The sequence below is a fragment of the Halonotius sp. GCM10025705 genome, from assembly GCF_042662885.1.
GTDB lineage: Archaea > Halobacteriota > Halobacteria > Halobacteriales > Haloferacaceae > Halonotius > Halonotius aquaticus.
On the sequence record NZ_JBHSZD010000001.1, the window covers coordinates 518,448 to 544,741 of the forward strand.

Sequence of the window (26,294 nt, forward strand, 5' to 3'; positions counted from 1 at the left end):
AGTATTTTTGTAGTAATGGTACATGACTCGAATACTGAGGGTGGTTGTGGGATCCGGACTTTCATAACCGATGCCGACCTATGCCTCTCTCAATGGCGCAGGCCTCCAATCAAGAACTCACCGATCGGTTCATCCAGTTTTATCGCAACTATTACCGCGATGAGATCGGGCAGCTCGCCCAGCAGTATCCCAACGAAAAGCGGTCGCTGTACATCGATTACGACGATCTTTACCAGTTCGATGCGGATCTTGCTGAGGATTATCGCTCCCAGCCCGACCAGCTCCAAGAGTACGCCGAGGAAGCCCTCCGACTCTACGATCTGCCGGCGGATGTCAAACTCGGCAACGCCCACGTCCGACTACGGAATCTCCCGGAATCCGTCGACATCCGCGGCATCCGCGTCCACGACAACCATATTGGCAAGCTCGTCGCTGTCCAAGGGATCGTCCGCAAAGCCACTGACGTGCGCCCGAAGATCACCGACTCCGCCTTCGAGTGCCAACGCTGTGGGACGATGAACTACATCCCCCAGCAGGACGGCGAGTTTCAGGAGCCCCACGAGTGTCAGGGCTGTGAGCGACAAGGGCCGTTCCGCATCAACTTCGACCAATCGGAGTTTATCGATGCACAGAAGATCCGCGTCCAGGAGAGCCCCGAAGGCCTGCGCGGCGGCGAGACGCCACAGAGTATCGATATGAACGTTGAGGACGACATCACCGGGAAGGTCACCCCCGGCGATCACGTCACCGCTGTCGGCGTGCTCCACATCGAACAGATGTCGGAGGGCAACGAGAAGTCCTCGCTGTTCGATCTCTACATGGATGGTGTCTCGATCACCGTCGAGGACGAGGAGTTCGAGGATATGGATATCGAGCAGGCAGACATCGAGACGATCATCACCCTCTCAAACGAGGACGATATCTACGACCAGATGGTCGGCTCAGTCGCGCCAGCGATCTACGGCTACGAAGAGGAGAAGTTGGCGATGATCCTTCAGTTGTTCTCCGGCGTGACGAAGAATCTTCCCGACGGATCACGGATTCGTGGCGATCTGCATATGCTTCTTATTGGTGACCCTGGGACCGGAAAGAGTCAGATGTTGTCATATATCGAAAACATCGCCCCGCGGTCGGTGTATACCTCGGGGAAAGGCAGCAGTTCGGCCGGTCTGTGTGTCACAGGTGACACGCTCGTGCATACCGACGAGGGCTTTCGACAAATCAACGAACTTGTCACAAGCGAGTTGCCCGACCCCGTCAGCGACGAGACAGCCGTCGAGAAGGAGGTGGGGCTCCAGACCTTCGACCGTGAGACGGGTGAAATGAAGAGTGATACGTCGTCGCACGCGTGGCGAATGCCCGAGAAGGAATGTCGACGGCTTGAGACGGCCCATGGGAAAGAACTCGAAGCATCCCTCAGTACGCCCGTCCTCACATGCGGATCCGACGGGATGGAGTGGACCGACATATCGGCGGTCGAACCCGGTGAGTACGTGGCAGTACCGCGGTACGCAGATCTCGACCGGTCGGAGGTCGACGTTCGGGAGTTCTTGGAGTTGACCACTGAGAAGGTACGCCTCGCCGAGGAGACGGTCGAATTCCTCCGCGAGGAGCTGACAGCGGAGTTCGGCTCGTTGCGGGACGCCGCGGCAGCACTCGACCTCTCGGAGAACTTCATCTACCTCCACCTCAAGAATCGCCACGTTCCGCTGGACAAACTCGATCGGATGTTGGAGGCTGTCGGTGCGACCCGCGAAGATGCCAGTATCGAACGGGCGATGCTCAGACACGGCGACAGCATCACGATTCCAAAGACGTTCGACGAGGATCTCATGTACCTGCTCGGACTCGTTTTCGGAGACGGGGATATCTCGCTGAACCGCCGCGATGGCAACCGCGGGATGGTTCGGATCTCGAACAGCGACACACAGCTGCTCGAACGCGCCGCTGACATCTTCGACGCACAGTTCGACAAACACCCCGATATCGAACGGCAGGCGGACAAAGTGCCCTGCATTCGGGTCAACAGTGCGACGATTGCCCGGCTGTTCGCCAACGCCGGGATGCAGACGCCGAAGGACGGGCTGGCACTCGATCCACGGTTGACCACGGCGGCGCACGCGGATGCGTTCCTCCGCGGCCTCATGGACGCCGACGGCTCCGTCTCGGCACGCAACGACGGTGGATCGAGCGTTCTCATGTCGACGATCAGTGACGATCTCGCCGAACAGGTGCAGTTGATGTTGGAGACCTACGGCGTCCGGGCACGAACCAGAGAACGGGATCGGCGCGGTACGTACGAACTCGCCAGCGGAGGAACAATCGAATCCAAGCACGTCCAGCAGCACATCGAAATCTATGGCGCGGACATCGACCGCTATGCCGACACCATCGGCTTTGCATCGTCGGCGAAAGCGGAGGCACTGCAGGAGATCATCAGCACCGAACGACGCCAGCGCGAAACGATGCCGGTCGGGTCGGCACTCGCCACTGCCGAAGGGTCAGCCGGGGAATACTACATGAACGTCCACCGCGGCGACAACCCCGGACGGGCGCGGGCGCGCTCGATGCTGCAGGATATCGATCTCGGCCCCGCCGAACCGCTCGTCCGTGAAGTGGTGGACGCGGAGTTGCGGTGGGACGAGGTCGTTGCCGTCGAAAACACGGGCGAGAAGGAGGTCTTCGATTTGACCGTCCCCGAAACACACAACTTCGTTGGCAACGGTCTCGTCACACACAACACCGCCGCCGCTGTCCAAGATGATTTCGGCGACGGCCAGCAGTGGACGCTCGAAGCGGGCGCGCTCGTCTTAGCCGATAAGGGGATCGCGGCGGTCGACGAACTCGATAAGATGGCCAGCGACGACCGCTCGGCGATGCACGAGGCGCTCGAACAACAGAAGATCAGCATCTCCAAGGCCGGCATCAACGCCACCCTGAAATCCCGTTGCTCCCTTTTAGGCGCGGCCAACCCGAAGTACGGCCGGTTCGACCAATATGAGCCGATCGGCGAGCAGATCGACCTCGAACCCGCGCTCATCTCGCGGTTTGACCTCATCTTCACCGTTACTGACCAACCCGATCCCGAACACGACGGCAAACTCGCCGACCACATTCTCAAAACGAACTACGCTGGCGAGCTAAACACCCAGCGCGACCGGATCGCCACCTCGGAGTTTACCCAACAGCAGGTCGACGACGTGACCGAGGAGGTCGCCCCGGAGATCGACGCCGAACTCCTGCGGAAATACGTTGCCCACGCAAAACGCTCCTGTTTCCCGACGATGACCGACGAGGCGAAGGCGACGATCCGGGAGTTCTACGTCGACCTCCGCTCGAAGGGGGCCGATGAGGACGCCCCGATCCCGGTCACCGCCCGAAAACTCGAAGCCCTCGTCCGGCTGGCGGAGGCGAGTGCGCGCGTGCGCCTCTCTGATACCGTCGAGGCCGAAGACGCCGATCGGTCGGTCGATATCGTTCGCTCCTGTCTACAGGATATCGGTGTCGACCCTGAAACCGGGCAGTTCGACGCCGATGTCGTCGAGACAGGCACCTCGAAGACGCAGCGTGATCGGATTAAAAATATCAAGGGGCTCATCAGCGATATCGAAGAGGAATTCGAAGAAGGCGCGCCGATCGAGGAAGTGTTGGATCGGGCCGATGAGATCGGGATGGATGCCTCCAAAGCCGAACAGGAGATTGAGAAGTTGCGACGAAAAGGCGAGGTGTACGAACCGAAGCAGGATCACCTGCGGACGACCTGACGAGCGTCGGTCGGCCTCTTCGCCTTGCTACTGTGTACAGCGTTCGCGCTGTGTTTCAGCTGCCTCGATGACCGCCCGCAGCGAGGAGTGATCCCGCGTGGGGACGGCCGATGCCGCAAGGCGGTCACGACACAGCTCACAGAGCAGTGACAGCTCGTCCGTTGTGAATACCCCGTCGGCTTCGAGTCGGTCAAGAATTCGAGAGACGCGTTCGATACGAACATCGTCGACGGTGGTTCGGTCGACGGCGTCTCGAAGCCAGTGCTCGACGGTTGCGTGGGCGGCCCATGCCTCGGCGTGGGGCAGTTCAAGCCGGCCACAGGGGTCGGTTACGGATGCTGTCATACGCGTGCCTCCATTCGTGAGAGGGGTTGCCACGTACATAATACTCAGCTTCAAATTATCTGTACTGATAGTGAATGACAATCAGAACCCGAGTGCGGGTGTCGAGAAACGGGGCGACAAACCGCCTACGCTGTTGGTTCTGAGAACGTTGACTGGTCTGTTTGCTCGCCGCGATACGGGACACCGAAGCGGTCGAGAACGCGGGCGAAGGTCTCCGGCGACTGCCCGGCACGCGTCGCTGCCTGCGTGAAGCTGAGTGTTCCACAACGATACAGGGTGAGTGCGATCGGTAGGCTATCTGTGGCCATACGCTCTGTATAAGATAGTAGAATATAATTCTACTGTGAGAATTAGTGTCGCAGTAAGACAGTAAAATAGAAATAACTACTTTTTTGTTTGTATTTGAACTCAAATAATCTCTGAATGTCTATCTCAAATTTTCTAGTAGAGTTGGGTGCGTTGTGCTGTTCGATTCGTCGCTGCATCGTGCGAAGTCAATGGAGCTAACTTACTCGGCTCTAGTAGAAAGGGTATGGACAGACAGCAGATCATTGCGGTCCTCTTCACCGTGCTGATGGTCGGCTCGATGGTTGCTTGGGGCGCGACGCTGATCTAGCCGTCGCCCCACACATCCGACAGCGGGTGATCAGCCCGTTGATCAGCGTCAGCGTCGGTTCGTGTCTGCCCGTTGGACGATGCCGACTCGCTGCGATGCTGTGTCACAGATCGCTGGCGACTCCGGGTGTCAGCTGGGTCGTCGATCCCGGCGACGGCGGCCGTCGGATCAAACTCTGGGAGCGTCGGCCGCGAACACCGATCGACCTGCTCGCGGAACCACGGCGGCATGTCGGCGGCGGCCCGATCAAAGAGATCCAACAGACTCGAATCGGCGAGATAGGTCGCCCCGTAGTCATCGGGGGCGCGAACCACCCGCCCGCAGGCCTGAATCACCGTCCGCAACGCCGTCCGGTGATACCACGCCCACTGGTCGTCTTCGAGTCGGCGGGCGACCCGGGAGTCGTTCGTGTTGAGATACGGGGCCTTACAGAGCACCTGCCAGCGGGCGAGGTCGCCGTTGAGGTCGAGGGCTTCCTCCATTTTGACCGCGATGAAGACCTCGGGGTCGTCGCTGGCTTTCCACGCCGTGAGTTCGTCGTCTCGGCTCACTTTGGTGTGGGTTCGTACCCGCGAGCCGACGCCAAACTCCGCAAGGCGGTCGGCCAGCTCCTCGGCGATCGCGTAGGAGTGGGCGTGGATCAACCCGTTTTCGTCGGGGTGGTGGGCCATCAGCCGAACGATCAGGCGAGCGATTTGTGGAAGGGTCGTCTCGCGGTGCTCGTAGGTCATCTTGCCTTGAGTCACATCATAGAGGGGGCGGTTTTCGACCGGGAACGTGTGCTCGACATCGACCAGGGCGACGCGGTCGGGATCGAGGCCGACCTGCCGACAGAAGGCCTCTTTGTTGAGAATCGTCGCCGACAATAGCGCGAAGGCCTCGCCGCGATCCCAGACTGTGTGGTGGAGATACCGAGCGGGATCGAGCGGTTTGATCGTGATCGCTGTCCCCTCCCCACCGGACTGATCGACGACCCAGGTCGTCTGACTCTCGGGCTCGCGGTAGTCGTCGGCGAACCAGTTGAGCTCAGAAATGAGTTCGTTCAGGCGGTCACGGCGGGCGACCTCCTCGGGTGTGAGTTCGGGCTTTGCGGTCAGGTCGTCTTTTGCCTGCGAACAGACGCCTGCCAGCGTCTCCGCAAAGCGGGCGGTGCGATCGAGGGGGTCGTCGGCACCGGCGATATCGGGGACGCCGACATCGTCCCAGACCGGCACACGCTCGGGGGAGATCTCGATCGTTGCGTACATCTCGGCCCACTCGGCCAGTCCATGCGCTTCGTCGATCACGACGACATCGCGTTTCCCGAACACGTCGGAGCCGGCGGTCTGCATGAAGTACGCCAGCGTCATCGCCGCGTACGGCTGGGCGGAGGCGATCGCTCGGTCGGAGAAGTACGGACAGCGGTGTTTGACCGAGCAGTCGAAGCCGGACTCCCGCGCACAGGGGGCCTGATCGACCGGCGTGTCGTGTTCGCCAGGCAGCAGGCAGGTGTAGTTGCTCTTCCCGCGGATGATATTGAGATCGTCGAGCAGCGAGTCGGCGGCGACATCGTCGAGTTGGGAGACCTGCGGCGTCGTGTAGTACGCGCCGGTCGCCTGGGCGGGCTCGGCGGTCTGTTTCGAGCGCGCACAGCCCATGATCGCCCGCGCCAGCAGTGATTTTCCGCTGCCGGTTGGCGCGCGCACCAACACCACGTCGTTGCCGGCCTCGTAGGCCGACTGGATGTCGCTGAGGGCTTGGTTTTGCCCAGCCCGAAACTCGGGGGCTGGGAAGGATTCGACGATACGGGCGGGCTTCACGGCCGTCGGTCGGAGGGCCGACCGCAAAAACGTAGGGATCCCGGCGGCGCTCGGATCGTCGACACCGTGATCGAAACGAGCCAGCGCTGATCAGGCTACGCCTCGTCAGCCGGCGATCCGTCCGCATCGTCGGCGGTCGGCAACGCAGCCACGTCCTCGGCGGTTGGGTCGTGGTCATCGGGCAGCCGGTCAACACAGTCGAGACAGAGAAAGTGCTCGCTGCCGTCGGCGAGTTCAAGGATCATGCCGTCGGTCGGCCCGAAGTCAAAGCTCCAGATGTCGCCGATCCCGCCGGCGATCTTGACCTTCGTGCCGCAGCCGTCACACCGCCGCGTTGTCATTGGGTAGAGGAGGGCGTCCGCCGGTTTTAGTCCACCGCTCGCGGGACGACATGGGCGCATCATGTATCGAGGACAACGCTTAATTCCGGGGCGGAGGAACGATCACTGACAATGGGCTTATCGCTTGTAGGCATTTCTCTCGCCAGCGGGCTGCTCCAGCTGCCGGCCCTCAGCACGACGGCGATCACCGGCCTCGGGATCGCCGCTATCGTCCTGTTGATCGGCCTGTCGGCGTTCTTTTCGTCCTCCGAGATCGCCTTCTTCTCGCTGCCCCAACACCGCATCGAGTCGATGGTTGAGGAGGGGATTCCCAACGCTGAGACGGTCAAAGCCCTCAAGGACGACCCACACCGGCTGTTGGTGACGATCCTCGTCGGCAACAACATCGTCAACATCGCCATGTCCTCGATTGCGACCGCGCTGTTCGGCATCTACCTCTCGCAGGGACAGGCTGTGGTGGCGGCGACGTTCGGGATCACCGCCGTTGTCCTGCTGTTCGGCGAGAGCGCGCCGAAATCCTACGCGGTCGAAAACACCGAGTCGTGGGCCCTCCGGATCGCCGGCGCGCTCAAGCTCTCGGAGTACGTGCTGTTCCCGCTGATCATCGTCTTCGATAAGCTGACCCGCATCGTCAACAAGGCGATGGGCAGTTCCTCGGCGATCGAATCGCCGTACGTCACCCGCGATGAGATCAAGGATATCATCGAAACCGGCGAACGCGAGGGCGTCATCGACGAGGAGGAACGCGAGATGCTCAAGCGCATCTTCACGTTCAACTCGACGATCGCCAAGGAGGTGATGACGCCGCGACTCGACATCACCGCCGTCTCTGAGGACGCCACCATCGAGGAGGCCATCGAGGCCTGTATCGGCCACGACCACGTCCGCGTCCCCGTCTACGACGGTAACCTCGACAACATCATCGGCGTCGTCAACGTCCGCGATCTGGTGCGGGAACACCAGTACAGCGAGGGGACAAGCGAGCTCAGAGATATCGTCCAGCCGACGCTCCACGTCCCCGAATCGAAAAACGTCGACGACCTACTGGCCGAAATGCAGGAAAACCGCCTCCAGATGGTCGTCGTCCTCGATGAGTTCGGGACGACTGAGGGGATCATCACGCTCGAAGATATGGTCGAAGAGATCGTCGGCGACATCCTCGAAGGCGACGAACAGGAGCCCTTTGAGCGCCTCGACGACCAGACGACCGTCGTCCGCGGCGAGGTCAACATCCACGAGGTCAACGAGGTACTCGACATCGAGCTCCCCGAAGGCCAAGAGTTCGAAACACTGGCCGGCTTTGTGTTCAACCGGGCTGGCCGGCTCGTCGAGGAGGGCGAGACCTTCGAGTACGACGGCGTCGTCATCGAGATCGAGGAGGTCGACAGTACGCGCATCCTCAAAGCCCGGCTGACCGTCACCGACGAGTATCCGAAAACCGAAAGCGACGACGAACCCGAGTTGACGGAGTAGCTGTTTTTGTGACGGAATCCGGGAGCAACAGCCGAACAACGAGTTAGAAGAGCAGCTGGACGGCAGTGTACACCACGTAGCCGATGACGAACGCCGAAACCAGCGAGCCGACCCACGCCAACACCGTATACAGCATCTTATCGCGGCTCACCCCGGCGTTGCCGGCGGCCAGCCCGCTGCCGACGATTGCGCTGACGATGATCTCGTTGAACGACACCGGGATGCCAAAGTAGACCGCGGTTTGGGCGATCGCAAACGACGGGATCAACGCCGCGATCGATCGCCGCGGCCCAAGCGAGGAGTAGTCCTGTGAGATGGCCTTGATCATCCGTGGCGCGCCCGTCCAGGAGCCGACCAGGAGCCCAAATCCGCCGCCGACAAGCACGGCCCACAGCGGAATATCGATCCCATCCCCGAGCAGTGGCACCAGCGGCCCGATCGCCAGGCCAACCTGACTCCCGCCCGCCGAGAAGGCGACCAGGCCGCCCAAAAACAGGAGGAAGCGTCGCTGGCCGGCCGCCCGATCCCGATTCAGTGCGAGCCACAGCGTTGCCATCGCGGTGAGCGCGACGCCGAGTGTGGCAACGACGACACCGACTGTCGCCGAAAGCCCGGTCGCCGCGCCAAGGGTGCCGGCGATCGAGCCCTGTTCGCCCGCCGGCCCGAGGAAGGTAAAGCCGATGTTGGCGATCAGCGCGCCGACGACGCCGGCCAACCCAGCAATGAGGCGATCCTCATCGAAGCGATCCCCGCGGATGAGGCGGGCGATCGCATACGCGATCCCGCCACCGACAAACGGAGTCAGCGTCCACAGCGTGAGGATCTCGGCGTACTTCGCCCAGGCGGGCCCGCCACCCATCGCCAGCCCGACGCCGACGACCGCGCCGGTGACGGTAAAGGCGGTGGCGATCGGGTAGCCGGCGAAGACGCCGAGGGCGACGAGAACGGCTGCGGTCAGCAGGCCGACGATCGCGGCCCCGGCGGTCAGTGGCTCGCCGATAATCAGTTCACTCCCGACGGCTTCGGTGACGTTGGCTCCCTGCAGCACCGCCCCAGAAAACCCGAGGACGCCGACGATCAGGCCCGCCCGGAGGACGGAGATAGCGTTGGCTCCCACCGCGGGTGCAAACGGTGTCGATCCTGACGAGCCCGCCCCGATCGCCCAGGCCATAAACAGACTGGCCGCCGCGGCGATTCCAAACGTTGCCAGCGTTTCAACGCCGATCATGGGATGCTCCGGTGGTGTGTCTCGGCCACGTTACTCCCGCCGTTGGCCATCACGATAGCCTTCTCGAAGTCCGAGGACGGTACGCCGCATGAGGAGATAGCCGAAAAAGACGAACGCTAACAACACCGCGAGGATCCCCAACAACACGGGATCGGTGAGGAGCTCGGCGATAGTCATGGTTCCCCCACCGCCGGCATGCCCGAAAGACGTTTCGGTCGGGGGCTACCCTGACAGTGTGAACGTATCGATCACGTAGTCGTTGGGGGTGACAAGCCGCCCGGATAGGCCGTCGTCGGTCGGTTCCAGTTCCGCATGGGCTTTTCGATAGCCGCGGGGTTGGGCGTGGCTGCCGGGGTTGATGAGAGGCAGCTCGCCGCCCGTGTCGACCCCGGGGTTGTGACTGTGGCCGTAGATCACGGCGTCGGCGTCGCGTTCGCGGCCAAACAGCGTCAGTTCCGTTGGGGCGCCGCTGACGCGATGGGTGACCGCAAACCGGACTCCCTCATATTCGACGGTACGGGCCTCCGGGAGGCGATCGCGGATCTCGCTGTCGTCGTTGTTGCCGTAGACCCCGCGGAAGCTTCGGGCTTCGGCCTCGAAGGCGTCGAGTACCGCCGCCCGCATGAAGTCGCCGGCGTGGATGACGAGGTCAGCCTCCCGAACAGCCTGCAGCGTCCGGCCTTTCAGTTCGTGGCCGTGGACGCTGTGGGTGTCCGATACGACAGTAAGCATACCTCTCATTCAGCTATGCAATGGGGAAAAACTACCGCTGTCGGCGAGTTCCACCTACCTGAGTGAGGGGATGTCAGCGCCCGACGAGCTACCGATCAGCGAGGTCGCATCACCGCGGCTCTGAATGACGTTGAACGCGGTCATCAGATCGGTTTTCGAGACGATACCGATGAGGTTCCCCGCCTCGTCGACGACGGGCAGCCGGCCGACGCCGTGTTCCTGCATCGCCTGGAGAGCGGTGAAGGCGTCGGCGGTCGGCGCGATGGCCGTGACATCGCGTTCCATCACATCGCCGACAGTGTAGGCGTCGCGTTCGACCTCCTTGATCGAGCGGGCGTGATCTAATGTGACCATGCCGATCAGCTCCTCGCGGCTGTCGACGACGGGGTAGCCGGTGTGGCGTTCGGTCAACATCCGCGTCAACAGATCGCTGATCGTTGTGTCGGGGTCAACGACGAGCAGTTCCTGGCGTGCTGTCATGATATCACCGACGGTGACACCCTGGAACGCCGATTTCAGCATCGACTGTTGGGCCTCGCCGGAAGCGGCCATGTAGATGAAGAAGGCCAGCAGGATCATCAGCGGGCTGAACGCAAACAGCCCAAACAGGCCCAGCACAAACGCGAAGGTCTTGCCGACCTCGGAGGCAAGCTGTGTCGCCCGGGCGTGGGGTCGATTGCGGGCCAACAGCGCGCGTAGCACCCGGCCGCCGTCCATCGGGAATCCCGGCAGCATGTTGAAGACTGCGAGGCCGACGTTCATCAACGCGAGGTAGCCGACGACGAAGCGAACCGGATCGAGGGTCGCCGGCAGCGTCTGAAAGACGATAAAGGCGATGCCGCCGAGCAGCACGCTGACAACCGGGCCGGCGATGGCGATGTTGAACTCCTGGCGCCAGTCTTCGGGGATCTCTTTGAAGCTGGCGACGCCGCCAAGCAGCCAGAGGGTAATCGAGTCGATCTCGACATCGTACCGCATCGCCATCAGCGAGTGGCCGAACTCATGGAGTAACACGCCACCAAAGAGGCCACCGGCGGCGGCTGTGCCGAGCAGCCACGGCGTCAGCCCGACAGTGAGGGGATCGCTGGCGATCGCACTCCCAAGGAGGTCGTTGACGAGTTCGGTCAGCCGAACGATGTCGGAGCCGATAATCCACGCAAAGATCGGGAGGATCAACAGAAACGTCCAATTGAGCTGGACGGGGATTCCAAAGACCCGTCCGAGACGAAGGCCACGCATATCGGGTAGTTGTCCTCCGTGGGTATTAACGTGGCTTTCGCTACACGAATCCAATGTGGCTGGCAAGCGAACCGCTCAAATAGGCCGCTGTCGTACCCCCTGATCGTGTCCCAGCAGGCCGCCGCCGTCGAGACGCTGTTCCTGCATGCCGACGGCGACAGCTACCGCGTTGTCGCCCTTCGTGACGGCGAGCGCGTGTTTCACGGCACCCTCGACTGTAAAGAAACGCATGCCGGCCCGCGGCCAGGGAAGTTTCGCACGGAAACCGGAAGCTCCGCGGAGCCCCGCGATCCCCAGGAGTTTGTTGATATCGCGCGGGCAGCGACCCGCATCCGGATCTCTCAACAAACCTCCACGGAGGGTCGCCAGGAGCTCCAGGAACTCCTTGATGGCTACCAACTCTCGGCGAAGGTCGTCCGCACCTGTCGGTACTGCGCCAACGACGGCGCGTACTCCCCGATCACCGAGGAAACCGCGATCAAAACCGACCGTGAGCATATCTGTCCGGATTGTGCCCGCGAGGAGTTAGAGCGCGAACTCGCCTACAAGGGCCAGTTTACCGGCCAAGCCCAGGAACGACTGGAGGACTTACTGCTTGAGGTGCAGGATCTCGACCGGATCGTCGATCTGCTGTCGGGGGAACTTGATCCCGACCTCACGAAGTTCGACACCATCAGCGCGACCGTCGACGACGTTGATCCCGTCCAGACGGCCGACCTCGGGCTTCATCCGCAGCTACAGTCGATGCTCGAATCCCGGTTTGACGAGTTGCTGCCGGTGCAAAGCCTCTCCGTACGCAACGGGCTGTTCGATGGCGCGGAACGAAGTTCCGCGAACCACGCGAGCGGGCAACGCCCGCGAGCGGATGGCGACGACCAACTTGTCGTCAGCGCGACGGCGACCGGGAAAACACTGATCGGCGAACTCGCCGGGATCAATCGCGCGCTGACCGGTGAGGGGACGATGCTCTTCCTCGTCCCGCTTGTCGCCCTCGCAAATCAGAAGCACGAGGACTTCCGGGATCGCTACGGTGACCTCGGCCTCGATGTAACGATCCGGGTCGGCGCGAGTCGGATCAACGACGACGGGACGCGGTTCGATCCCGGCGCGGACGTGATCGTTGGTACCTACGAGGGGATCGACCACGCCCTCCGGACGGGCAAGGATCTCGGCGACATCGGCACTGTCGTCATCGACGAGGTGCACACGCTCAAAGAGCCGGAACGTGGCCACCGCCTCGATGGCCTCATCTCGCGGCTGAAATACTATTGTGAGGAGCGCGCCGACACACGAAGCACCTACAGCGGCGCACAGTGGCTCTATCTCTCGGCGACCGTCGGCAACCCCGAGTGGCTGGCCAAGCGACTCGGTGCGACGCTGATCGAATTCGAAGAGCGACCCGTTCCGATCGAGCGACACGTCACCTTCGCCGACGAACGCGAGAAACTCCGGTTAGAAGACAAACTCGTCAAGCGCGCCTTCGACCAGAAATCCTCGAAAGGGTACCGTGGGCAGACGATCATCTTCACCAACTCGCGGCGACGCTGTCATTCGATCAGCCGAAAGCTGGGGTATGACTCCGCGCCATATCATGCCGGCCTCGACTACAAAAAGCGCAAACAGGTCGAAGGCAAATTCCTCGATCAGGAACTCTCAGCGGTTGTCACCACCGCCGCCCTCGCCGCCGGCGTCGACTTCCCCGCCTCGCAGGTGATCTTTGATTCGTTAGCGATGGGTATCGAGTGGCTCTCCGTCCAGGAGTTCAGCCAGATGCTCGGCCGGGCGGGCCGCCCTGACTACCACGACAAGGGGACGGTCTACATGCTGATCGAACCCGACTGCACCTATCATAACTCGATGGAGATGACCGAAGATGAGGTCGCGTTCAAACTCCTAAAAGGCGAGATGGAGGACGTGCGCAACGTCTACGATCAAGCCGCCGCTGTCGAGGAAACCCTGGCCAACATCACTGTCGCCGGCGAGTCAGCCAAGCGGCTCAACGACCGGATGCTCGGCGAGATCGACACCCAGCGTGCGGTTGGGAAGCTACTGGAGTGGGAGTTCATCGACGGACTGCAACCGACCCAGATGGGCCGAGCGGTCACCCGACACTTCCTCTCGCCGGATGACGCGTTCCGGCTGCTGGATGCGATCCGAAACGGGCTGTCGCCGTACGAGATCGTCGCCGAACAGGAGTTGGCCGACGAGGAGTTGTGAGTGTGCCATCTGTTGTCACTAAAACGAATCTCGAAGCGATAGCGGGCGTTTTTGTGGTCGCGTCTGATTAGACTGGTATGTTACAGAATCCGATATTCCGGTGGGGAATCGGCCTCTCCGGTGCGATCATGGTCGCTGCTGTCTCGTACTTCTTCCTTACTGGCACCGTCCAACTCGTCGCCTACGGGATTGCCGCCCTGGATGCAGTCATGACGCCGTTGATCCTGAAACAGGCCGCGACGGAGTAACGGCGGCCGACAGGCCGAACGGCTTTCCGACTGGCCGGCGAGACGGCCGATATGGCTGCTGACCTTGCCGAAAAGACGGATCGCTACGAGCAGATGTTGGCCGATGCGTTGGCGGCGGCGACGATACAACCGCCGGCCGAGACGCCGTTTGGCGAGGCCGCCGCCGACTGTCGAGAGATGGCTGAGTCGTATCTACGCGATGGACGACATTTCCGGGCGGCTAACGACCCAGTTAACGCCTTAGCAGCGTTTTCCTACGGCTACGGCTGGCTCGATTGTGGCGTTCGAATGGGGCTGTTTTCGGTGCCCGACGACACCGAACTGTTTACGATGTGACTGTGGGACTCGGCGCGAGCCGGATCACTCGTTGACCGATTCCAGCTGTTCGGTGACGACGATCTCGCCCCGAGAGGTGAGATAGAGGACGCCCTCCTCTTCGGTGACAAGCTCTTTTTCCAGCAGATGCTCGGCGACGGTCTGTGCGTCGGTGTCGTCGTCGGTGACGATCCCATCCAGCGACGCGTTGCCGCCGGCACTGTACAGCGAGATGAGCGCTTGGGTTTCGGTATCGCTGACCTCGGTCTGTCGCACGTCGTCGACAACCTTGCTGTAGTTGAGCCGCACAAACTGACTCAGGAAGGTGAGCTTCCGCTTGCTGAGGAGCGAAATATAGGTTGTGAGCGTTGTGCTCCCGGCGGCGTGATCGAGGATCAACGTCGGCCGGGCACGATCCATCAGCTCCCGCTGTTCGTGTTCGAACCCGATGACCGCCTCAACGTTGATGCGGGCCGTTTTGTCGTCTAAGGTAAGCTCGATTGCGGACTCCGAGAGATCCAGGAGCATCTTTCTCGCCGGCGCGTCGGTCACCCGACCGCCGCGTTTGGCGGGATGTTTGGCGATAACGGTCTGTTTGCCGATCAGGAGTTTGAACAGCAGCGTCCGAAACTTGGCGATCGTCTCCGGGCTGCCGCCGATGATCGCCTGCCGACGGGTTCCGTTTCGCTCGTAGGCGATGGCGATCGCTTCCTCAAGAAACTGTGAGACGCTGTCGGCGACCGACCCGGGATTTGTGCTAACGATCTTCGAGAGAAAGATGGTCTCTTTGCCCTCGCCTGTTACGAGCACCAACTGTTCGCGGTTGAGAAGTACACGTCCTTTGACAGGTTTGAGTTGCTCGATATCCTCGGTGAGGAGCTTTCCGGTGAAATCCGCGACGACCTCCTCACTCATGACTTACTCATTATTCAAACATGGTATTGTATATTTCGGATCACCCGACGATGTATTTAGCTCGATATGCCCGTTGTCAGCAGCGACGACATCGCCACTGCGACCGTCCGTCGCTACCGATTGTACGCCGCCCGAAGGAACGCCAAGGCAGCCCCGAACATGGCGAGATTCCCGAAAAAGGCCAGTCGCTCGCCGCTTTTGTCGTCGGGCTCGGCGTTCCAGAAGTCGTGCATCGTCGGCGTCACCACCGCCAGAAACGTCGCCACCGCGCCGGTCGCCAGCCGTGGGAACCGCCAGAGGGCTGTCCCGAGTCCGCCGACGACCATCATCCCAGAGGCAAACGGGGCCGCTATCTCTGGTAACGGCACGTCGGCGGAGTCGGCATACTCGATCGTTTCATCCATCTCGCGGAAATCTTCGGTCGCTTGGAGGGCGACGCCAAGGCCGAACAACACCCGTCCCAGCGTCGAGAGGGTGTCAGTAGTATCTGATTCCATGATAGTATCTCACAGGCGGTAGACGCTACGGGGATATAAACGCCAAGGTCTCTCAGATCGCACCGAACCTCAATAGTTAATCACAACGGTGTTAAACGCCGAATAATACGCTGTTTCTTTTGTATAATTGCACTGAATGAGCCGACACAAATCTAAAATACGCCAAACACCCAACGTATGAACAATATCGAAAAGGCGTATATATGTGTCGCTGTACCATACAACTGCCCAGACCGACGCTATGAGACACGATTACGACCTCCCGCCCGACTGGGCGGCCATGACCGACGAAGAGAAATCCCGCTGGATGACCCAAGAACGCTGCCGTCGACAGGCCCAGCGACAACAGACACCTGCCGCTGCTGCCGTCGACGCAAAATCGGAACGCGTCGAACGGAAACTTGAGGCTCGCGGCTACGCACCGGTGAAACAACTGCGGTAGTGCGGTGCCGACCCCTCGAATTTTTTGCTGATCTGACTCGGTTCCGAAGACCCACATCAGCAGATCAGTGAGAGGACAGACTGCGCTGTTGAGTTGGCAACGTTCGGTGAGAAGTAGCGGGAAGTAGATTTGAACTACCGATCTCCGGGTTATGAGCCCGGCGGAATCTCCTGGCTATCCCATCCCGCTACCAGAACCGATGCCACAGTTACGGTTAAGCGTTATGATCGACTCGCAGTATGGCAGTTTTCGATGATGTGGGATGATGTCATGATACCCACAGTCAGTCCATCATGCCGCCCGGTTGCGCCCCGCTTTTTCCAGCGATCGCGTTCCCCAATTAACCGCCTTCCAGATCAACACCCGCGTCATCCACCGTCAGAATGTGATCGAACAGCGGTTTGAGCGTGTTCACATCCTGTGGGTTACTGGCCGAGGGATTGACGAAGAAGGAACTGACCGCACCGCCGGCACTGAGTTTGCCGAGGAAGATGTGGAGGAACCGGAAGGTACCCTCGACGGATTTGTACCGGAACAGCACATCGAGCGGGTCGAGTGCGACACTGATCCCGCCATCGAGGGCCTGCCAGTCGTCCAGTGTTTTCGTCGAGAGGATGCCAAGCCGTGTCACGTCGTTTGGGTTGTTGATGTTGACAACCTCAACGGTGTCGCTGACGGCGTTCGGCACCGACTGCGAACAGCCGACGGTGATAACCTTGACTCGCTGGGCGGATTTGGCGATCTCGGCCAACCGGTCGGTGTTCATCGACCGATACTGGATCAGGAGGATGTTACGATCGGTTGTCTCGGTCAGGCCGAGGAGATCCTCTCGGGCGTCGTGTTTGCGGGCGTCCTGTGAGCCACACTGCACGAGCACTGTCGTCCCTGGCGAGAGATCAAGTCCCGACGGGCGATGGTAGCCCTCATCGGTTTCCCACTCCATGTCGGTGGGGTCTGATTCAGGGGTCGCCGCAGCAGTGTCCGGCTCAGGGGTCGTCGTCGCGGTATCCGGGTCGGTTGTCGGTTCCTCACTGGCCGTCGCGTCGTCGGTCGTCGCTGGCTCGCTTGGTGTCGACGCGGAACCACCGGCTGTCTCGGATGATGCCGACTGTGCGCTCGCGTTGCTGTCGGTATCACCCGTCGGATCGATGGTTTCGGCCATCGCCTCAGCCGACTCGGTTGCGGGTTCGTCGCTGTCGCCGATGATCTCCGCGAGCAGCGCGATCAACTCGTCTTTCGGGAGCGCCCGGAGCTGATCGATGTCCAGATCGGAGACGGCGAGATCATCGCTTGCGCCGTTGGTGGCTGCCGTTGCTGTGTCATCGCTTGCTGCCGTGTCGGCCGCGCTGTTGCCGGTTGCTGTGTCACCGCTCGTTGTCTCTCCGGCTGTCGTGTCGTCGCTCGCCGCCGAATCGGGAGCATCAGCACTTGTCGTCTCACCCGTGGTGGCGGCTGCGGCGGGTTGTGCTGACGAAGTCGACCTGGATGTGGCCGCATTAGCGCTGTCGCCGTTCGTACTCGCCGTCAACTCCTCGGCGGCCGTCTCTGTCGGGTCGGTCGTCAGCTCGCGGATCCGATCGACCAGCGGCTCGTAGGAGAGTTCGACCATCGACCGGGGAAGAGATCGGTCGCGCCGGATTTGAAGGCGTCGCGGGCGATATCTTCGGGCTCGTCGTCGATGAGGAGAATCACTGGCAGTGAGCCGTGTTCCGAGCGCACGTACGACAGCAGGTCAAGGCCGTCGTCGTCGCCGAGGCGGAACTCGCTGATGACACAATCGATGTCGTGGGTCTCCAGGGCTGCTTGTGCGGTAGCCACGTCGCTGGCGGTACGCACTGCAAAGTCGTAGTCCGATGAGAGCGTCTCAGTACGGGACGCTGCCGTGTCAGCATCATCGTCTACATACAGCAGTTGTGGCACCGCAACCATAGCGTACAAAACGGGTTCCGGAAGTATAAACACCACCGATCGATCTATGTAGTCTACTGACACGCTGGCCGAATCAGGCGGTGTAGTCACGTGATTGTCGCCGGCCGTCCTCCCCCGGTATCCTCTCTTGGCTGGTGTGAACGGCCGATGTCGACTAGTCTACAAATCAACGAAGACAAATCGCCGGGGAGCTGCCGTATTTGCTTCGCTCAGTCAAAGAGCGTCTCGCCGTCGACCATGTGTTCCTCGACGGCGTCCATGTCGAGTGTGACACCGAGACCCGGCTTCTCAGGGATCTCGATGTAGCCGTCGACGATCACGTCTTCCTCGACGAGATCTTCCCACCAGCCGAGTTCGTAGCTGTGGTACTCGACGGCCAGGGAGTTCGGGATCGCCGCACCGACATGCGCACTCGCCATCGTTGCCACCGGCGAGGAGACGTTGTGCATGGCGACCGGGATGTAGTACTGATTCGCCACGTCGGCGATCTTTCGAGTCTCACGCATGCCACCGACTTTCGGCAGGTCAGGGGCGATAATGTCGACCGCTTGGTTCTCGATGAGGCGTCGCTCCTCGGTGACGCGGTAGCGGTTCTCGCCGACCGTGATCGGCGTGATCGTGGACTTGGTGACCTCCTCCTGTACCTCCAGGTTCTCCGGCGGGACGGGGTCTTCGAGCCACCAGACGTCGTATTCTTCGATGGCATCGGCGAGCCGTTTCGCGCTGCCGCCGGAGAACGTCCAGTGGCAGTCAAACGAGACATCAGCGCGATCCTTCACGCGCTCGGTGACGGCTTCGACGATCTCAGCTTTATGCCGAATTTCGCCGGGGCGGAGATGGCGGTTGGCACGATCCTTTTCGAGGCCCGATGGCACGTCGAGGTCGAATTTGAGGGCGTCGTAGCCGAGTTCCTCGACGACGCGTTCGGCCTCATCAGCGCAGGCCTGTGGGTCGGCCTCATCGGCGGTGTGACAGTCACAGTAGACCCGCACCTCGTCGCGGTACTTGCCGCCCAGCAGTTGGTAGGCCGGCACGTCGAGGATCTTGCCAGCGAGATCGTGGAGCGCGATTTCGATGCCCGCGATGGCGGTGACGGTGACGCCCTCAACGGTGCCCTCGCCGGACATCTTCTGAATCAGATGCTCGTAGAGGCGGTCGATATCGAGGGGATTCTCGCCGACAACGAAGGGTTTCATCCGCTCGATGAGTTCCGGCACGCCCGCACCCCAGTAGGCCTCGCCGGTGCCGACGACGCCGCTGTCGGTGTAAATGCGGACTAAGGTCCACGGGAAGTTGCCGTCGATCATCGTCGTCTGCACGTCGGTGATCTCGACATCGCGGTCGCCGCCGCGGCTGGCGGTGACACCCATCGTCTCGCCGGACAGCTCCCGCATCGTGTACTCGGCGTTCGGGTCGTGTAAGGAATCGTAGTCGACCATGTGTCGCCGTTAGTGTCCACTCGTAAATAGTCTCCTCACCTGTGGCCAAATAGCAACATTCAGGCACGCGCCGCCCCCAGTATCCCCATGAGCGGTACGGAACTCTCACGCCGGCAGGCCTGGGTTGCCGCCGCCCGCCCGCAGACACTGCCCGCGGCGGCCGCCCCCGTGATCGTCGGCGTCGGCCTCGCCGTCCACGACGGCGTTGCTGCCGTCGTCCCCGCAGTCGCCGCCTTCGTCGGCGCGGCGCTTATCCAGATCGGCACCAACTTCGCCAACGACTACTACGATGCGATCCAGGGCGCCGACACCGACGACCGCGAGGGGTTCACCCGTGTGACACAGGCCGGCCTCATCGAGCCGGGGCAGGTCAAAGCCGCGATGTATCTCACCTTCGCGGCTGCCGTCGTCGTCGGCAGCTATCTCGTCTATGTTGGCGGCGTTCCGATTCTCGTCATCGGCCTGCTGTCAGTGATCTCCGGGATCGCCTACACCGGTGGGCCCTATCCGCTGGGGTATCACGGCCTCGGCGACCTCTTTGTCTTCGTCTTTTTCGGCGTTATCGCCGTCACCGGCACCTACTACGTCCAAGCCGCAGCCGTCCTCGCCGCGCCGCTGGCAACGACGATTCCGCCCGGGACGATCACGTTTGAAGCGGTCGTCGCCAGTCTCCCGATTGCGGCCATCTCGACGAACATCCTCGTCGTCAACAACATCCGCGATAAGGCCGAAGATGAAACGACGGGCAAGCGCACGCTGGCCGTCCGGTTCGGCTACGGCTTTAGCCGCGCGGAGTACATTGGTCTGCTCGCTGTGGCGTATCTGGTGCCGGTCTGGCTGTGGCTGGCGACTGATTTCTCGATGATTGTGTTGCTGCCGCTGGTCACGCTGCCGGTCGCCATCCGTGTCGCCGAGACGATCCGAACCGAAACGAGTGGCGCGGCCCTCAACCCTGCACTGGAGACGACCGGGAAGCTGCTGGCTGGCTACGCGCTGCTGTTCGGTGTGGGGTTGGCGGTCTGATGTGGGTCGAGCCGTTCAGTCTCGGCCTTGAGTCGCCCCTTGACACCGCCCGTGGCCAGATAACCCAGCGACGCGGATTTCTTGTCGGTGTTGACGCCGCGGGTGTCACTGGCATCGGCGAAGCTACCCCGCTACCGGACTGGACTGAGTCGTTCGACAACTGCCAAGACGCACTCGCAGCGACCGAGCCGACTCAGCCTGCGACTGCTCCTGATCCGGCGACAACGCCGGCGGCCGCTCATGCTATTGAACTCGCGCGACTTGATGCGCGCGGTCGGGGGCAGGCAACCCCGTTGGCGGCGATGCTTCGGCAGGAGGCTTTCGGCGTCGACGCTGATCCGGTTCCCCAACAGGTGCCGGTGAATGCAACCATCGGCGATGGGGAGATTGCTGCAACGGTGGCAGCCGCCGATGAGGCGATCACCAACGGCTCCGAGTGCCTGAAGCTCAAAGTCGGTGCCCGATCGCTTGACGCCGACATCGAACGCGTCCGTGCTGTCCGTGAGGCTGTCGGCGATGGGATCTCCCTCCGTGTCGACGCCAACGGCGCGTGGGCTGTTCCGACCGCCAAGCAGGCTATCGATGCGTTCGCCGCGCTGGATGTTGCCTACATCGAACAGCCGCTGCCCGCGGACGACCTCGACGGTCACCGCGAGCTTCGCGGCCGCGGTGTCGACATCGCGCTCGATGAATCGCTGGCGTCGGCGTCGGTTTCGGCGGTTCTCGATGCCGACGCAGCCGACGTGGTGATCCTCAAACCGATGGCTCTTGGCGGCCCGCTACAGGCGACACAGGCCGCCGCTGCCGCCCGCGAAGCCGGTGTCGACCCGGTGGTGACGACGACGATCGACGCTGTCGTCGCCCGGACGGCCGCGGTGCACGTCGCGGCGGCGATCCCCGCTGTCGATCCCTGTGGGCTGGCGACAGGGTCGCTCCTTGCCGACGATCTGGCCGCTGATCCGGTCACACTCGCTGCGGGAACCGCGAGCGTCCCGGCCGGTGGCGGGCTCTGTGGTGATGGGTTCGCGTCCCTGCGTCGCTGAGCAGGCTTCGACTATGGCTCGCTGACTATGGCTCGACGACCTCGATGACGCCGAGCATGCCCTGCGTCTGGTGGGGGGTACAGTAGTATTTGTAGACGCCCGGCTCGCTGAAGGTGTACTCGAAGGTGCTGCCGGCTTCGAGATGGTAGTCGCTCTCGAAGGCCCCGCCGTTGTCGACGACGTTGTGACTGCTGCCGCGGCCGGTCCACTCCCAGGTGACCGTTGTCTCCGGGCTGATCCGAACGGCCGCTGGGTCGAACGCATACGGGCTCGGCGCGCCCACGTTGATGGTGACTGTCGCTGTGTCAGTCTGCTCGGCGACCGTCTCGAAGTTGTTGGCACCCGCAAGCCAGCCGTCGTAGGGGCTGTTGTCGTCGCTGCCGCCTGCACAGCCGGCGAGTCCGGCGACGACCGCGCTGCCGGCGACCGCAAGCGTCCGTCTGCGGCTGTATGATTCCATGTCTCCCACTGGCCGCCGGGGCGTCATTAGTGGTGGGTTTGCTGGTCGCTAACGGCGTCGGCGGCCAGCCAACGACCCCTGCTGTCGGCCGGCAGGCTGAAACCACCGCCGGCCCAAGCCGGCGATATGAGCGAGTGGCGAGACCTGCTTGTCGGCGACCGGATGGCTGTCGATCAAGCCTTCACCGATCGGGTTCAGGAATCCGAGTTCACCAACCAGGAGTGGGGGCTGATCATGACCGCGACCGAATTCGATATCGAGCACGCCGACGACCCCGAGGCGGCTCGACTCGTCGCCGACACCGAGGCCATTGAATCGATCATGCCTGAACTGGAGTCGGTTCGTTCGCAGGGCGGCCCGATGGCTATGGGCGATGCGTCCGCCGATGACGACGCCGGTGTCGTCGACTCGATCAAGGGGCTTTGGGCCTCGATGCTGGCGATGATGACGGCATCGACCGCGAAAAGCTGGCAGCCGCCGAGTCGCTCGCCCAAGCGTACGCCGAGGAGCTTCAACGCCATCTCGAATCGAACGACGATTTCGAGCGCATTCGACGCGCCTACAGTGACGAAACAGAGTCGTAGACGATCACCAGCCTGCCACCCTGTGTGCATAGGGTCGATCTGCAACGTGTGTCGATGCCATCGCCTGTTGATTTTGCCCGCTTCCGAATACCCTATATTGAAAGGGCCCATTGTTCGATGTTCTCCCTATCCAACTAGTCCGCACATATAGGTAGCTAGACGACAACACTGTGGTATGGACGACACGCAGTCAAGTAACCTCATTCGTGACAGCTATGCCACGAAGCTCACACTCTCGTTGGCGGGGGTCGTTGCCCTCGCCACGGCAGCCGGGATCTTGGTGTACTTCCAAGCCCGTTCGCTGTTTGGCGCGGAGGCCACCGTCATCGGCTCAAGCATTCTCGGATTGATTCTGCTGACGGTCATCAGCCTCGCGTTGATCGGCGTGACGATCGGCAGCAACACGATCATCGCCCTGCGACGGCTGACAACGAAAGCTGACCAGATGGCCGAGGGTGATCTTGATGTCGACCTTGATACCACCCGCAACGACGAGATCGGGCAACTCCACCGGGCGTTTGATTCGATGCGTCGCTCCCTGCGAGAACAGATCTCGGCGGCCGAGGAGGCGGAGGCCGACGCGGAGGCCGCCCGCGAACAGATGGAACAGCGGGCCAACCGCGTCGAGGAGAAGGCCGCTGAATACGAACGCGTGATGCAGGCGGTCGCCAACGGCGACCTCACCCAGCGCGTCAATCCCGACACCGACAATGAGGCGATGCAGCAGGTCGGCGTCGCGTTCAACGAGACGATCGATGAACTGGAACAAACCCTCGGGGAGGTCATGACCTTTGCCGATGAGGTCGAAACCGCCGCCGCCGGCGTCGACAGCCACGCCGAGCAGCTCTACGAGGACAGCAGCGGTGTGTCAACGGCTGTCGAAGACATTTCCGACGGCGCCCACCAACAAACCGAGAACCTCCGCGATGTGGCCGACGAGATGGACGGCCTCTCGTCGGGGGCCGAGGAGGTTGCTGCCACGGTTGACACCGTCGCTGAAACGACGAAAAACGCGACCGAGGCCGGCACCGAAGGCGAGACCGCCGCGGCCGACGCCATCGAACAGATGGACGCCGTCGAGTCGACAACCAACGAGACGCTGGAGGACATTGAGGTGCTCGACGAGGAGATGGCCGAGATCGGTGATATCGTCGATATGATCAGCGAGATCGCCGAGCAGACGAACCTGCTCGCGCTCAACGCCTCGATCGAGGCGGCCCGGGCCGGCCAGGAGGGCTCTGGCTTCGCGGTTGTCGCCGAGGAGGTCAAGAGCCTTGCTGAGGAGACCAAGGATGCTGCCAGCGAGATCGAGGGCCGCATCCAGCGCGTCCAAGAGAAAACCGGCGAAGCCGTTGCTGGGATGGACGAAACGAGCGTCCGCATCAGTCAGGGCGTCGAGACTGTTGAGGGGGCCATTGACCAACTCAACGACGTCATCGACTACGTCGAGGAGATCGACGGCAGCATGACCGAGATCAACCGGACGACCGAAGAGCAGGCCCGTGCGGCCAACTCAGTTGTCGAGATGATCGACGAGGTCGCCGAGATTAGCGAGACGACGACCGAGACGGCGGACAACGTCACTGAGACGGCCGACGCCCAACAGCAGACGCTCCAGACCGTCGAATCCTCAGCGACCCAACTGCGCTCGCAGGCTGCGAAGCTGCGGGATGCCCTTGATCGCTTCGAGGTTGATGCCGCGTCGACTGGCGGCGGTGGCAACCTTGGCGCGTCGGCGTCGTCGACTGCGGGAAGCGATCTGTCGCCGACGGCGACGGCGACCCCGATGCGGCCGCGACCGACGGCGGCCACGAGACGGACAGCGAGGATACCAACGGCGGCTTCAACTTTGGTGATCACTAATGTTGCTTTCAGCAGCAGGATGGGCGGCGGTCGGCGCGGTCGCACTGGCACTCGGCACGATCCCGTCGGCGTACTTCGCAGTTCGTGACGAGAAAAACCGGAAATACTACGGTGTGCTTGCGGCGATCACCGGGATCGCGACGGTGGCCTACGCGTTGACATCGCTTGGCATCGGTTCGATCCCGGTCGGCGACGCGACGTTCTATACGCCGCGATACGTCGACTGGCTGTTAACAACGCCGTTGTTGATCCTGTATCTCACCATGCTGTGTAAGCCGGGTAAACAGCTCTACGCGCTGTTGATCGGCCTCGATGTGGCACTGATCGGCCTCGGCATCGTTGCGATCTTTACAGAGGGCGCGCTGTCGCTGACGCTGTTCGGCCTCGGCGGGGCGGCCTACGTCGCGTTGGCCTACCTGCTGGTCACTGAACTGCCGGATCGAGCAAGCTTCGCCAGCGAGCGGGTCGGCATCGTCTTCGCCAAACTCCGGAACGTGACCGTCGTGCTGTGGACGCTGTACCCAGTCGTCTGGCTGCTCGCGCCGGTCGGCTTCGGGCTGATGGAGCCCGGCACCGAGATGATGGTGATCGTCTACCTCGATATCATCACGAAGGTTGGCTTTGCCATCCTCGCGATAATGGGCCGAGACGCACTCGACGACATCACCGATCAGTCACTCCAACTCGACACCGAAGAACAAGAGTCGTCGACGGCGACCGAGTTCGTCAGTTAACGACGCTGCGATCCTCGCTGATTTTTGCTATTCGCGTTTGTCGCGTTACAGTTCGTTGATGATCGCCTGCGTCACAGCCTCGGTGTCGGCGTCGCCGCCAAGATCGGCCGTCCGCGGCCCCTCCGCGAGCACAGTTTCGACGGCGGTCTCGACGCGATCCGACTCCTCGCTGTAGCCGAGATGATTGAGTAGCATCGCGGCCGAGAGCACCGTCGCCATCGGGTTAGCGACGCCTTGGCCGGCGATGTCGGGTGCGGTGCCGTGCACCGGCTCGAACAGCGCGTTGTCGTCGCCGATGTTCGCCGACGGCAGGAGGCCGAGCCCGCCGACGAGACCGGCGGCGAGATCCGAGAGCACGTCGCCCGCGAGGTTCGGACAGACGATGGTGTCGAACTGCGTGGGGTCGAGACAGACTCGCGTCGCGAAGGCGTCCATCAGGACTTCGTCGGTGTCGACGCCGTGCTCGTCGGCGACGCGAACGACCGCGTCGCGAAACCGGCCGTCGGTCTTCCGCATCACGTTGGCCTTGTGGACGACGCTGAATCCGTCGCCGTCGTCAACGTACTCGCAGGCGAACTCCGCGAGCTTCTCGGAGGCGGAGGTGGTGACGACGCGCGTCAGCGTCGAGAGATCTTCGGAGAGGTCGTCCTCGTGACCGGAGTAGACGCCTTCGGTGTTTTCGCGGAGGAAGACGAGGTCGGTTTCGGGGCGGACGGCGTCAACACCGGGATACGCTTTCGCTGGGCGGATGTTGACGAACGAATCGACGGCGTCCCGCAGTGGGAGGATCACGTCGGCGGCGGTCTCGCCGGCCGCGCCGAACAGCGTGGCGTCGGCGTCGGCCGCGAGGTCGTAGGTCGCCTGTGGGAGTGCCTCGCCGGTCGCTTCCTTGACGGCGTCGCCGGCGTCGCCTTCGACGAATTCGAGATCGAGATCGAGCGATTCCAGTACCTCGACGGCAGCCGGGATTACTTCCTGTCCGATGCCGTCGCCTTCGATGACGGCGATTTGATGGCTCATACGCGTCGTCTTGCCAGCACTGAAAAGA

General features: G+C 62.1%; 26 protein-coding genes, 1 tRNA gene and 1 pseudogene. 12 read left to right on the forward strand and 16 right to left on the reverse strand.

Annotated features, from left to right (window positions below):
- Positions 1-92: 92 nt before the first annotated feature.
- Positions 93-3,764, forward strand: a complete 3,672-nt coding sequence (locus ACFQJB_RS02955) for an LAGLIDADG family homing endonuclease (protein ID WP_379723766.1) — start codon at positions 93-95, stop codon at positions 3,762-3,764.
- 27 nt (positions 3,765-3,791) lie between these two features.
- Here the strand turns inward: ACFQJB_RS02955 and ACFQJB_RS02960 are convergent, their stop codons facing one another.
- Positions 3,792-4,109 carry a hypothetical protein gene (locus ACFQJB_RS02960; RefSeq protein WP_120084099.1) on the reverse strand — a complete coding sequence of 106 codons (318 nt, stop codon included), beginning with the start codon at positions 4,107-4,109 and terminating at the stop codon, positions 3,792-3,794.
- Positions 4,110-4,234: 125 nt separating this feature from the next.
- Positions 4,235-4,417 carry a hypothetical protein gene (locus tag ACFQJB_RS02965; RefSeq protein WP_379723769.1) on the reverse strand — a complete coding sequence of 61 codons (183 nt, stop codon included), beginning with the start codon at positions 4,415-4,417 and terminating at the stop codon, positions 4,235-4,237.
- A 224-nt stretch (positions 4,418-4,641) separates the two neighbouring features.
- On the opposite strand from ACFQJB_RS02965, the gene ACFQJB_RS02970 reads away from it, so the two are divergent.
- Complete coding sequence (locus ACFQJB_RS02970) at positions 4,642-4,725, forward strand: surface glycoprotein (RefSeq protein WP_379727936.1); 84 nt, start codon at positions 4,642-4,644, stop codon at positions 4,723-4,725.
- Here the strand turns inward: ACFQJB_RS02970 and ACFQJB_RS02975 are convergent.
- Together ACFQJB_RS02975 and ACFQJB_RS02980 are read right to left on the reverse strand one after the other, a co-directional pair.
- Positions 4,722-6,524 carry a helicase C-terminal domain-containing protein gene (locus ACFQJB_RS02975; RefSeq protein ID WP_379723772.1) on the reverse strand — a complete coding sequence of 601 codons (1,803 nt, stop codon included), beginning with the start codon at positions 6,522-6,524 and terminating at the stop codon, positions 4,722-4,724. The genes ACFQJB_RS02970 and ACFQJB_RS02975 overlap by 4 nt on opposite strands.
- Before the next feature lie 95 nt (positions 6,525-6,619).
- Complete coding sequence (locus ACFQJB_RS02980) at positions 6,620-6,865, reverse strand: DUF7561 family protein (RefSeq protein WP_379723775.1); 246 nt, start codon at positions 6,863-6,865, stop codon at positions 6,620-6,622.
- Positions 6,866-6,976: 111 nt separating this feature from the next.
- Between ACFQJB_RS02980 and ACFQJB_RS02985 the strand changes: the two genes are divergently transcribed.
- The gene (locus ACFQJB_RS02985) at positions 6,977-8,338 is read left to right on the forward strand and encodes a hemolysin family protein (RefSeq protein ID WP_379723778.1); all 1,362 of its coding nucleotides are present in this window, start codon (positions 6,977-6,979) and stop codon (positions 8,336-8,338) included.
- Positions 8,339-8,381: 43 nt separating this feature from the next.
- Here ACFQJB_RS02985 and ACFQJB_RS02990 read toward each other — a convergent pair whose 3' ends face one another.
- From ACFQJB_RS02990 to ACFQJB_RS03005, 4 genes are read right to left on the reverse strand one after another with little or no spacing between them, the layout of a single operon-like run.
- Positions 8,382-9,563 (reverse strand): inorganic phosphate transporter, encoded by a 1,182-nt coding sequence (locus ACFQJB_RS02990; protein WP_379727938.1) that lies wholly within the window; start codon positions 9,561-9,563, stop codon positions 8,382-8,384.
- Positions 9,564-9,596: 33 nt separating this feature from the next.
- Positions 9,597-9,743, reverse strand: a complete 147-nt coding sequence (locus ACFQJB_RS02995) for a hypothetical protein (protein ID WP_379723781.1) — start codon at positions 9,741-9,743, stop codon at positions 9,597-9,599.
- Between the two features lie 45 nt (positions 9,744-9,788).
- The gene (locus ACFQJB_RS03000) at positions 9,789-10,298 is read right to left on the reverse strand and encodes a metallophosphoesterase (protein ID WP_379723784.1); all 510 of its coding nucleotides are present in this window, start codon (positions 10,296-10,298) and stop codon (positions 9,789-9,791) included.
- Between the two features lie 54 nt (positions 10,299-10,352).
- The gene (locus ACFQJB_RS03005) at positions 10,353-11,537 is read right to left on the reverse strand and encodes a CBS domain-containing protein (RefSeq protein ID WP_379723787.1); all 1,185 of its coding nucleotides are present in this window, start codon (positions 11,535-11,537) and stop codon (positions 10,353-10,355) included.
- A 105-nt stretch (positions 11,538-11,642) separates the two neighbouring features.
- Between ACFQJB_RS03005 and ACFQJB_RS03010 the strand changes: the two genes are divergently transcribed.
- The 3 genes from ACFQJB_RS03010 (at position 11,643) to ACFQJB_RS03020 (ending at position 14,338) form a co-directional block, all read left to right on the forward strand.
- The gene (locus tag ACFQJB_RS03010; RefSeq protein ID WP_379723790.1) at positions 11,643-13,754 is read left to right on the forward strand and encodes a DEAD/DEAH box helicase; all 2,112 of its coding nucleotides are present in this window, start codon (positions 11,643-11,645) and stop codon (positions 13,752-13,754) included.
- A 77-nt stretch (positions 13,755-13,831) separates the two neighbouring features.
- Positions 13,832-14,002: a hypothetical protein gene (locus tag ACFQJB_RS03015; protein WP_379723793.1), complete on the forward strand. Its 171-nt coding sequence runs from the start codon at positions 13,832-13,834 to the stop codon at positions 14,000-14,002.
- A 51-nt stretch (positions 14,003-14,053) separates the two neighbouring features.
- Positions 14,054-14,338, forward strand: a complete 285-nt coding sequence (locus tag ACFQJB_RS03020; RefSeq protein ID WP_379723796.1) for a DUF357 domain-containing protein — start codon at positions 14,054-14,056, stop codon at positions 14,336-14,338.
- Between the two features lie 24 nt (positions 14,339-14,362).
- Here ACFQJB_RS03020 and ACFQJB_RS03025 read toward each other — a convergent pair whose 3' ends face one another.
- Both ACFQJB_RS03025 and ACFQJB_RS03030 read right to left on the reverse strand, forming a co-directional pair.
- Entirely contained in the window at positions 14,363-15,232 is an 870-nt protein-coding gene (locus ACFQJB_RS03025) for a CheF family chemotaxis protein (RefSeq protein WP_379723799.1), read from the reverse strand.
- Positions 15,233-15,345: 113 nt separating this feature from the next.
- Positions 15,346-15,729: a DoxX family protein gene (locus ACFQJB_RS03030; protein ID WP_379723802.1), complete on the reverse strand. Its 384-nt coding sequence runs from the start codon at positions 15,727-15,729 to the stop codon at positions 15,346-15,348.
- A 241-nt stretch (positions 15,730-15,970) separates the two neighbouring features.
- Between ACFQJB_RS03030 and ACFQJB_RS03035 the strand changes: the two genes are divergently transcribed.
- On the forward strand, positions 15,971-16,171 hold the full coding sequence (locus ACFQJB_RS03035; protein ID WP_379723805.1) for a hypothetical protein: 201 nt from the start codon (positions 15,971-15,973) through the stop codon (positions 16,169-16,171).
- 114 nt (positions 16,172-16,285) lie between these two features.
- On the opposite strand, the gene ACFQJB_RS03040 is transcribed toward ACFQJB_RS03035, so the two are convergent.
- The 4 genes from ACFQJB_RS03040 to ACFQJB_RS03055 form a co-directional block, all read right to left on the reverse strand.
- Positions 16,286-16,360: transfer RNA gene (locus ACFQJB_RS03040), tRNA-Met, on the reverse strand.
- 151 nt (positions 16,361-16,511) lie between these two features.
- Positions 16,512-17,780 carry a DUF7504 family protein gene (locus ACFQJB_RS03045; RefSeq protein WP_379723808.1) on the reverse strand — a complete coding sequence of 423 codons (1,269 nt, stop codon included), beginning with the start codon at positions 17,778-17,780 and terminating at the stop codon, positions 16,512-16,514.
- Entirely contained in the window at positions 17,732-18,100 is a 369-nt protein-coding gene (locus ACFQJB_RS03050) for a response regulator (protein ID WP_379723811.1), read from the reverse strand. Before ACFQJB_RS03050 ends, ACFQJB_RS03045 begins: the two co-directional genes overlap by 49 nt.
- Positions 18,101-18,309: 209 nt before the next feature.
- Positions 18,310-19,539, reverse strand: coding sequence for a mandelate racemase/muconate lactonizing enzyme family protein (locus ACFQJB_RS03055; RefSeq protein WP_379723814.1), 1,230 nt, complete (start codon positions 19,537-19,539; stop codon positions 18,310-18,312).
- 87 nt (positions 19,540-19,626) lie between these two features.
- Here ACFQJB_RS03055 and ACFQJB_RS03060 point away from each other — a divergent pair, with 87 nt between their 5' ends.
- Together ACFQJB_RS03060 and menC are read left to right on the forward strand one after the other, a co-directional pair.
- Entirely contained in the window at positions 19,627-20,562 is a 936-nt protein-coding gene (locus ACFQJB_RS03060) for a 1,4-dihydroxy-2-naphthoate polyprenyltransferase (RefSeq protein ID WP_120100680.1), read from the forward strand.
- Positions 20,562-21,605 (forward strand): o-succinylbenzoate synthase, encoded by a 1,044-nt coding sequence (gene menC / locus ACFQJB_RS03065; protein WP_379723818.1) that lies wholly within the window; start codon positions 20,562-20,564, stop codon positions 21,603-21,605. The genes ACFQJB_RS03060 and menC overlap by 1 nt, the downstream gene beginning before the upstream one ends.
- Before the next feature lie 25 nt (positions 21,606-21,630).
- Here the strand turns inward: menC and ACFQJB_RS03070 are convergent, their stop codons facing one another.
- Positions 21,631-22,065, reverse strand: a complete 435-nt coding sequence (locus tag ACFQJB_RS03070) for a halocyanin domain-containing protein (RefSeq protein ID WP_379723821.1) — start codon at positions 22,063-22,065, stop codon at positions 21,631-21,633.
- 126 nt (positions 22,066-22,191) lie between these two features.
- On the opposite strand from ACFQJB_RS03070, the pseudogene ACFQJB_RS03075 reads away from it, so the two are divergent.
- From ACFQJB_RS03075 to ACFQJB_RS03085, 3 genes and pseudogenes are all read left to right on the forward strand, one after another.
- A pseudogene (locus ACFQJB_RS03075) lies at positions 22,192-22,649 on the forward strand (DUF5799 family protein).
- 175 nt (positions 22,650-22,824) lie between these two features.
- Complete coding sequence (locus ACFQJB_RS03080; protein ID WP_379723824.1) at positions 22,825-24,600, forward strand: methyl-accepting chemotaxis protein; 1,776 nt, start codon at positions 22,825-22,827, stop codon at positions 24,598-24,600.
- A complete protein-coding gene (locus ACFQJB_RS03085; protein ID WP_379723827.1) occupies positions 24,512-25,246 on the forward strand; it encodes a bacteriorhodopsin in 735 nt (244 codons plus the stop codon). Before ACFQJB_RS03080 ends, ACFQJB_RS03085 begins: the two co-directional genes overlap by 89 nt.
- Before the next feature lie 45 nt (positions 25,247-25,291).
- Here ACFQJB_RS03085 and leuB read toward each other — a convergent pair whose 3' ends face one another.
- Positions 25,292-26,266, reverse strand: coding sequence for a 3-isopropylmalate dehydrogenase (gene leuB, locus ACFQJB_RS03090; protein WP_379723830.1), 975 nt, complete (start codon positions 26,264-26,266; stop codon positions 25,292-25,294).
- Positions 26,267-26,294: the final 28 nt, after the last annotated feature.

Excerpts from the sequence above, each read along its gene's own strand:
- ACFQJB_RS03070 (WP_379723821.1), bottom strand. The coding sequence starts at position 22,065 with ATGGAATCATACAGCCGCAGACGGACGCTTGCGGTCGCCGGCAGCGCG.
- ACFQJB_RS03025 (WP_379723799.1), bottom strand. The coding sequence starts at position 15,232 with ATGAGTGAGGAGGTCGTCGCGGATTTCACCGGAAAGCTCCTCACCGAG.
- ACFQJB_RS02970 (WP_379727936.1), top strand. The coding sequence starts at position 4,642 with ATGGACAGACAGCAGATCATTGCGGTCCTCTTCACCGTGCTGATGGTC.
- ACFQJB_RS02995 (WP_379723781.1), bottom strand. The coding sequence starts at position 9,743 with ATGACTATCGCCGAGCTCCTCACCGATCCCGTGTTGTTGGGGATCCTC.
- ACFQJB_RS03035 (WP_379723805.1), top strand. The coding sequence starts at position 15,971 with ATGAGACACGATTACGACCTCCCGCCCGACTGGGCGGCCATGACCGAC.
- ACFQJB_RS02960 (WP_120084099.1), bottom strand. The coding sequence starts at position 4,109 with ATGACAGCATCCGTAACCGACCCCTGTGGCCGGCTTGAACTGCCCCAC.
- ACFQJB_RS03030 (WP_379723802.1), bottom strand. The coding sequence starts at position 15,729 with ATGGAATCAGATACTACTGACACCCTCTCGACGCTGGGACGGGTGTTG.
- ACFQJB_RS02955 (WP_379723766.1), top strand. The coding sequence starts at position 93 with ATGGCGCAGGCCTCCAATCAAGAACTCACCGATCGGTTCATCCAGTTT.
- ACFQJB_RS03055 (WP_379723814.1), bottom strand. The coding sequence starts at position 19,539 with ATGGTCGACTACGATTCCTTACACGACCCGAACGCCGAGTACACGATG.
- ACFQJB_RS03045 (WP_379723808.1), bottom strand. The coding sequence starts at position 17,780 with ATGGTCGAACTCTCCTACGAGCCGCTGGTCGATCGGATCCGCGAGCTG.
- ACFQJB_RS03000 (WP_379723784.1), bottom strand. The coding sequence starts at position 10,298 with ATGCTTACTGTCGTATCGGACACCCACAGCGTCCACGGCCACGAACTG.
- ACFQJB_RS03015 (WP_379723793.1), top strand. The coding sequence starts at position 13,832 with ATGTTACAGAATCCGATATTCCGGTGGGGAATCGGCCTCTCCGGTGCG.
- leuB (WP_379723830.1), bottom strand. The coding sequence starts at position 26,266 with ATGAGCCATCAAATCGCCGTCATCGAAGGCGACGGCATCGGACAGGAA.
- ACFQJB_RS02965 (WP_379723769.1), bottom strand. The coding sequence starts at position 4,417 with ATGGCCACAGATAGCCTACCGATCGCACTCACCCTGTATCGTTGTGGA.
- ACFQJB_RS03085 (WP_379723827.1), top strand. The coding sequence starts at position 24,512 with ATGTTGCTTTCAGCAGCAGGATGGGCGGCGGTCGGCGCGGTCGCACTG.
- ACFQJB_RS02980 (WP_379723775.1), bottom strand. The coding sequence starts at position 6,865 with ATGACAACGCGGCGGTGTGACGGCTGCGGCACGAAGGTCAAGATCGCC.
- menC (WP_379723818.1), top strand. The coding sequence starts at position 20,562 with ATGTGGGTCGAGCCGTTCAGTCTCGGCCTTGAGTCGCCCCTTGACACC.
- ACFQJB_RS03005 (WP_379723787.1), bottom strand. The coding sequence starts at position 11,537 with ATGCGTGGCCTTCGTCTCGGACGGGTCTTTGGAATCCCCGTCCAGCTC.
- ACFQJB_RS02985 (WP_379723778.1), top strand. The coding sequence starts at position 6,977 with ATGGGCTTATCGCTTGTAGGCATTTCTCTCGCCAGCGGGCTGCTCCAG.
- ACFQJB_RS03050 (WP_379723811.1), bottom strand. The coding sequence starts at position 18,100 with ATGGTTGCGGTGCCACAACTGCTGTATGTAGACGATGATGCTGACACG.
- ACFQJB_RS03080 (WP_379723824.1), top strand. The coding sequence starts at position 22,825 with ATGGACGACACGCAGTCAAGTAACCTCATTCGTGACAGCTATGCCACG.
- ACFQJB_RS03020 (WP_379723796.1), top strand. The coding sequence starts at position 14,054 with ATGGCTGCTGACCTTGCCGAAAAGACGGATCGCTACGAGCAGATGTTG.
- ACFQJB_RS03060 (WP_120100680.1), top strand. The coding sequence starts at position 19,627 with ATGAGCGGTACGGAACTCTCACGCCGGCAGGCCTGGGTTGCCGCCGCC.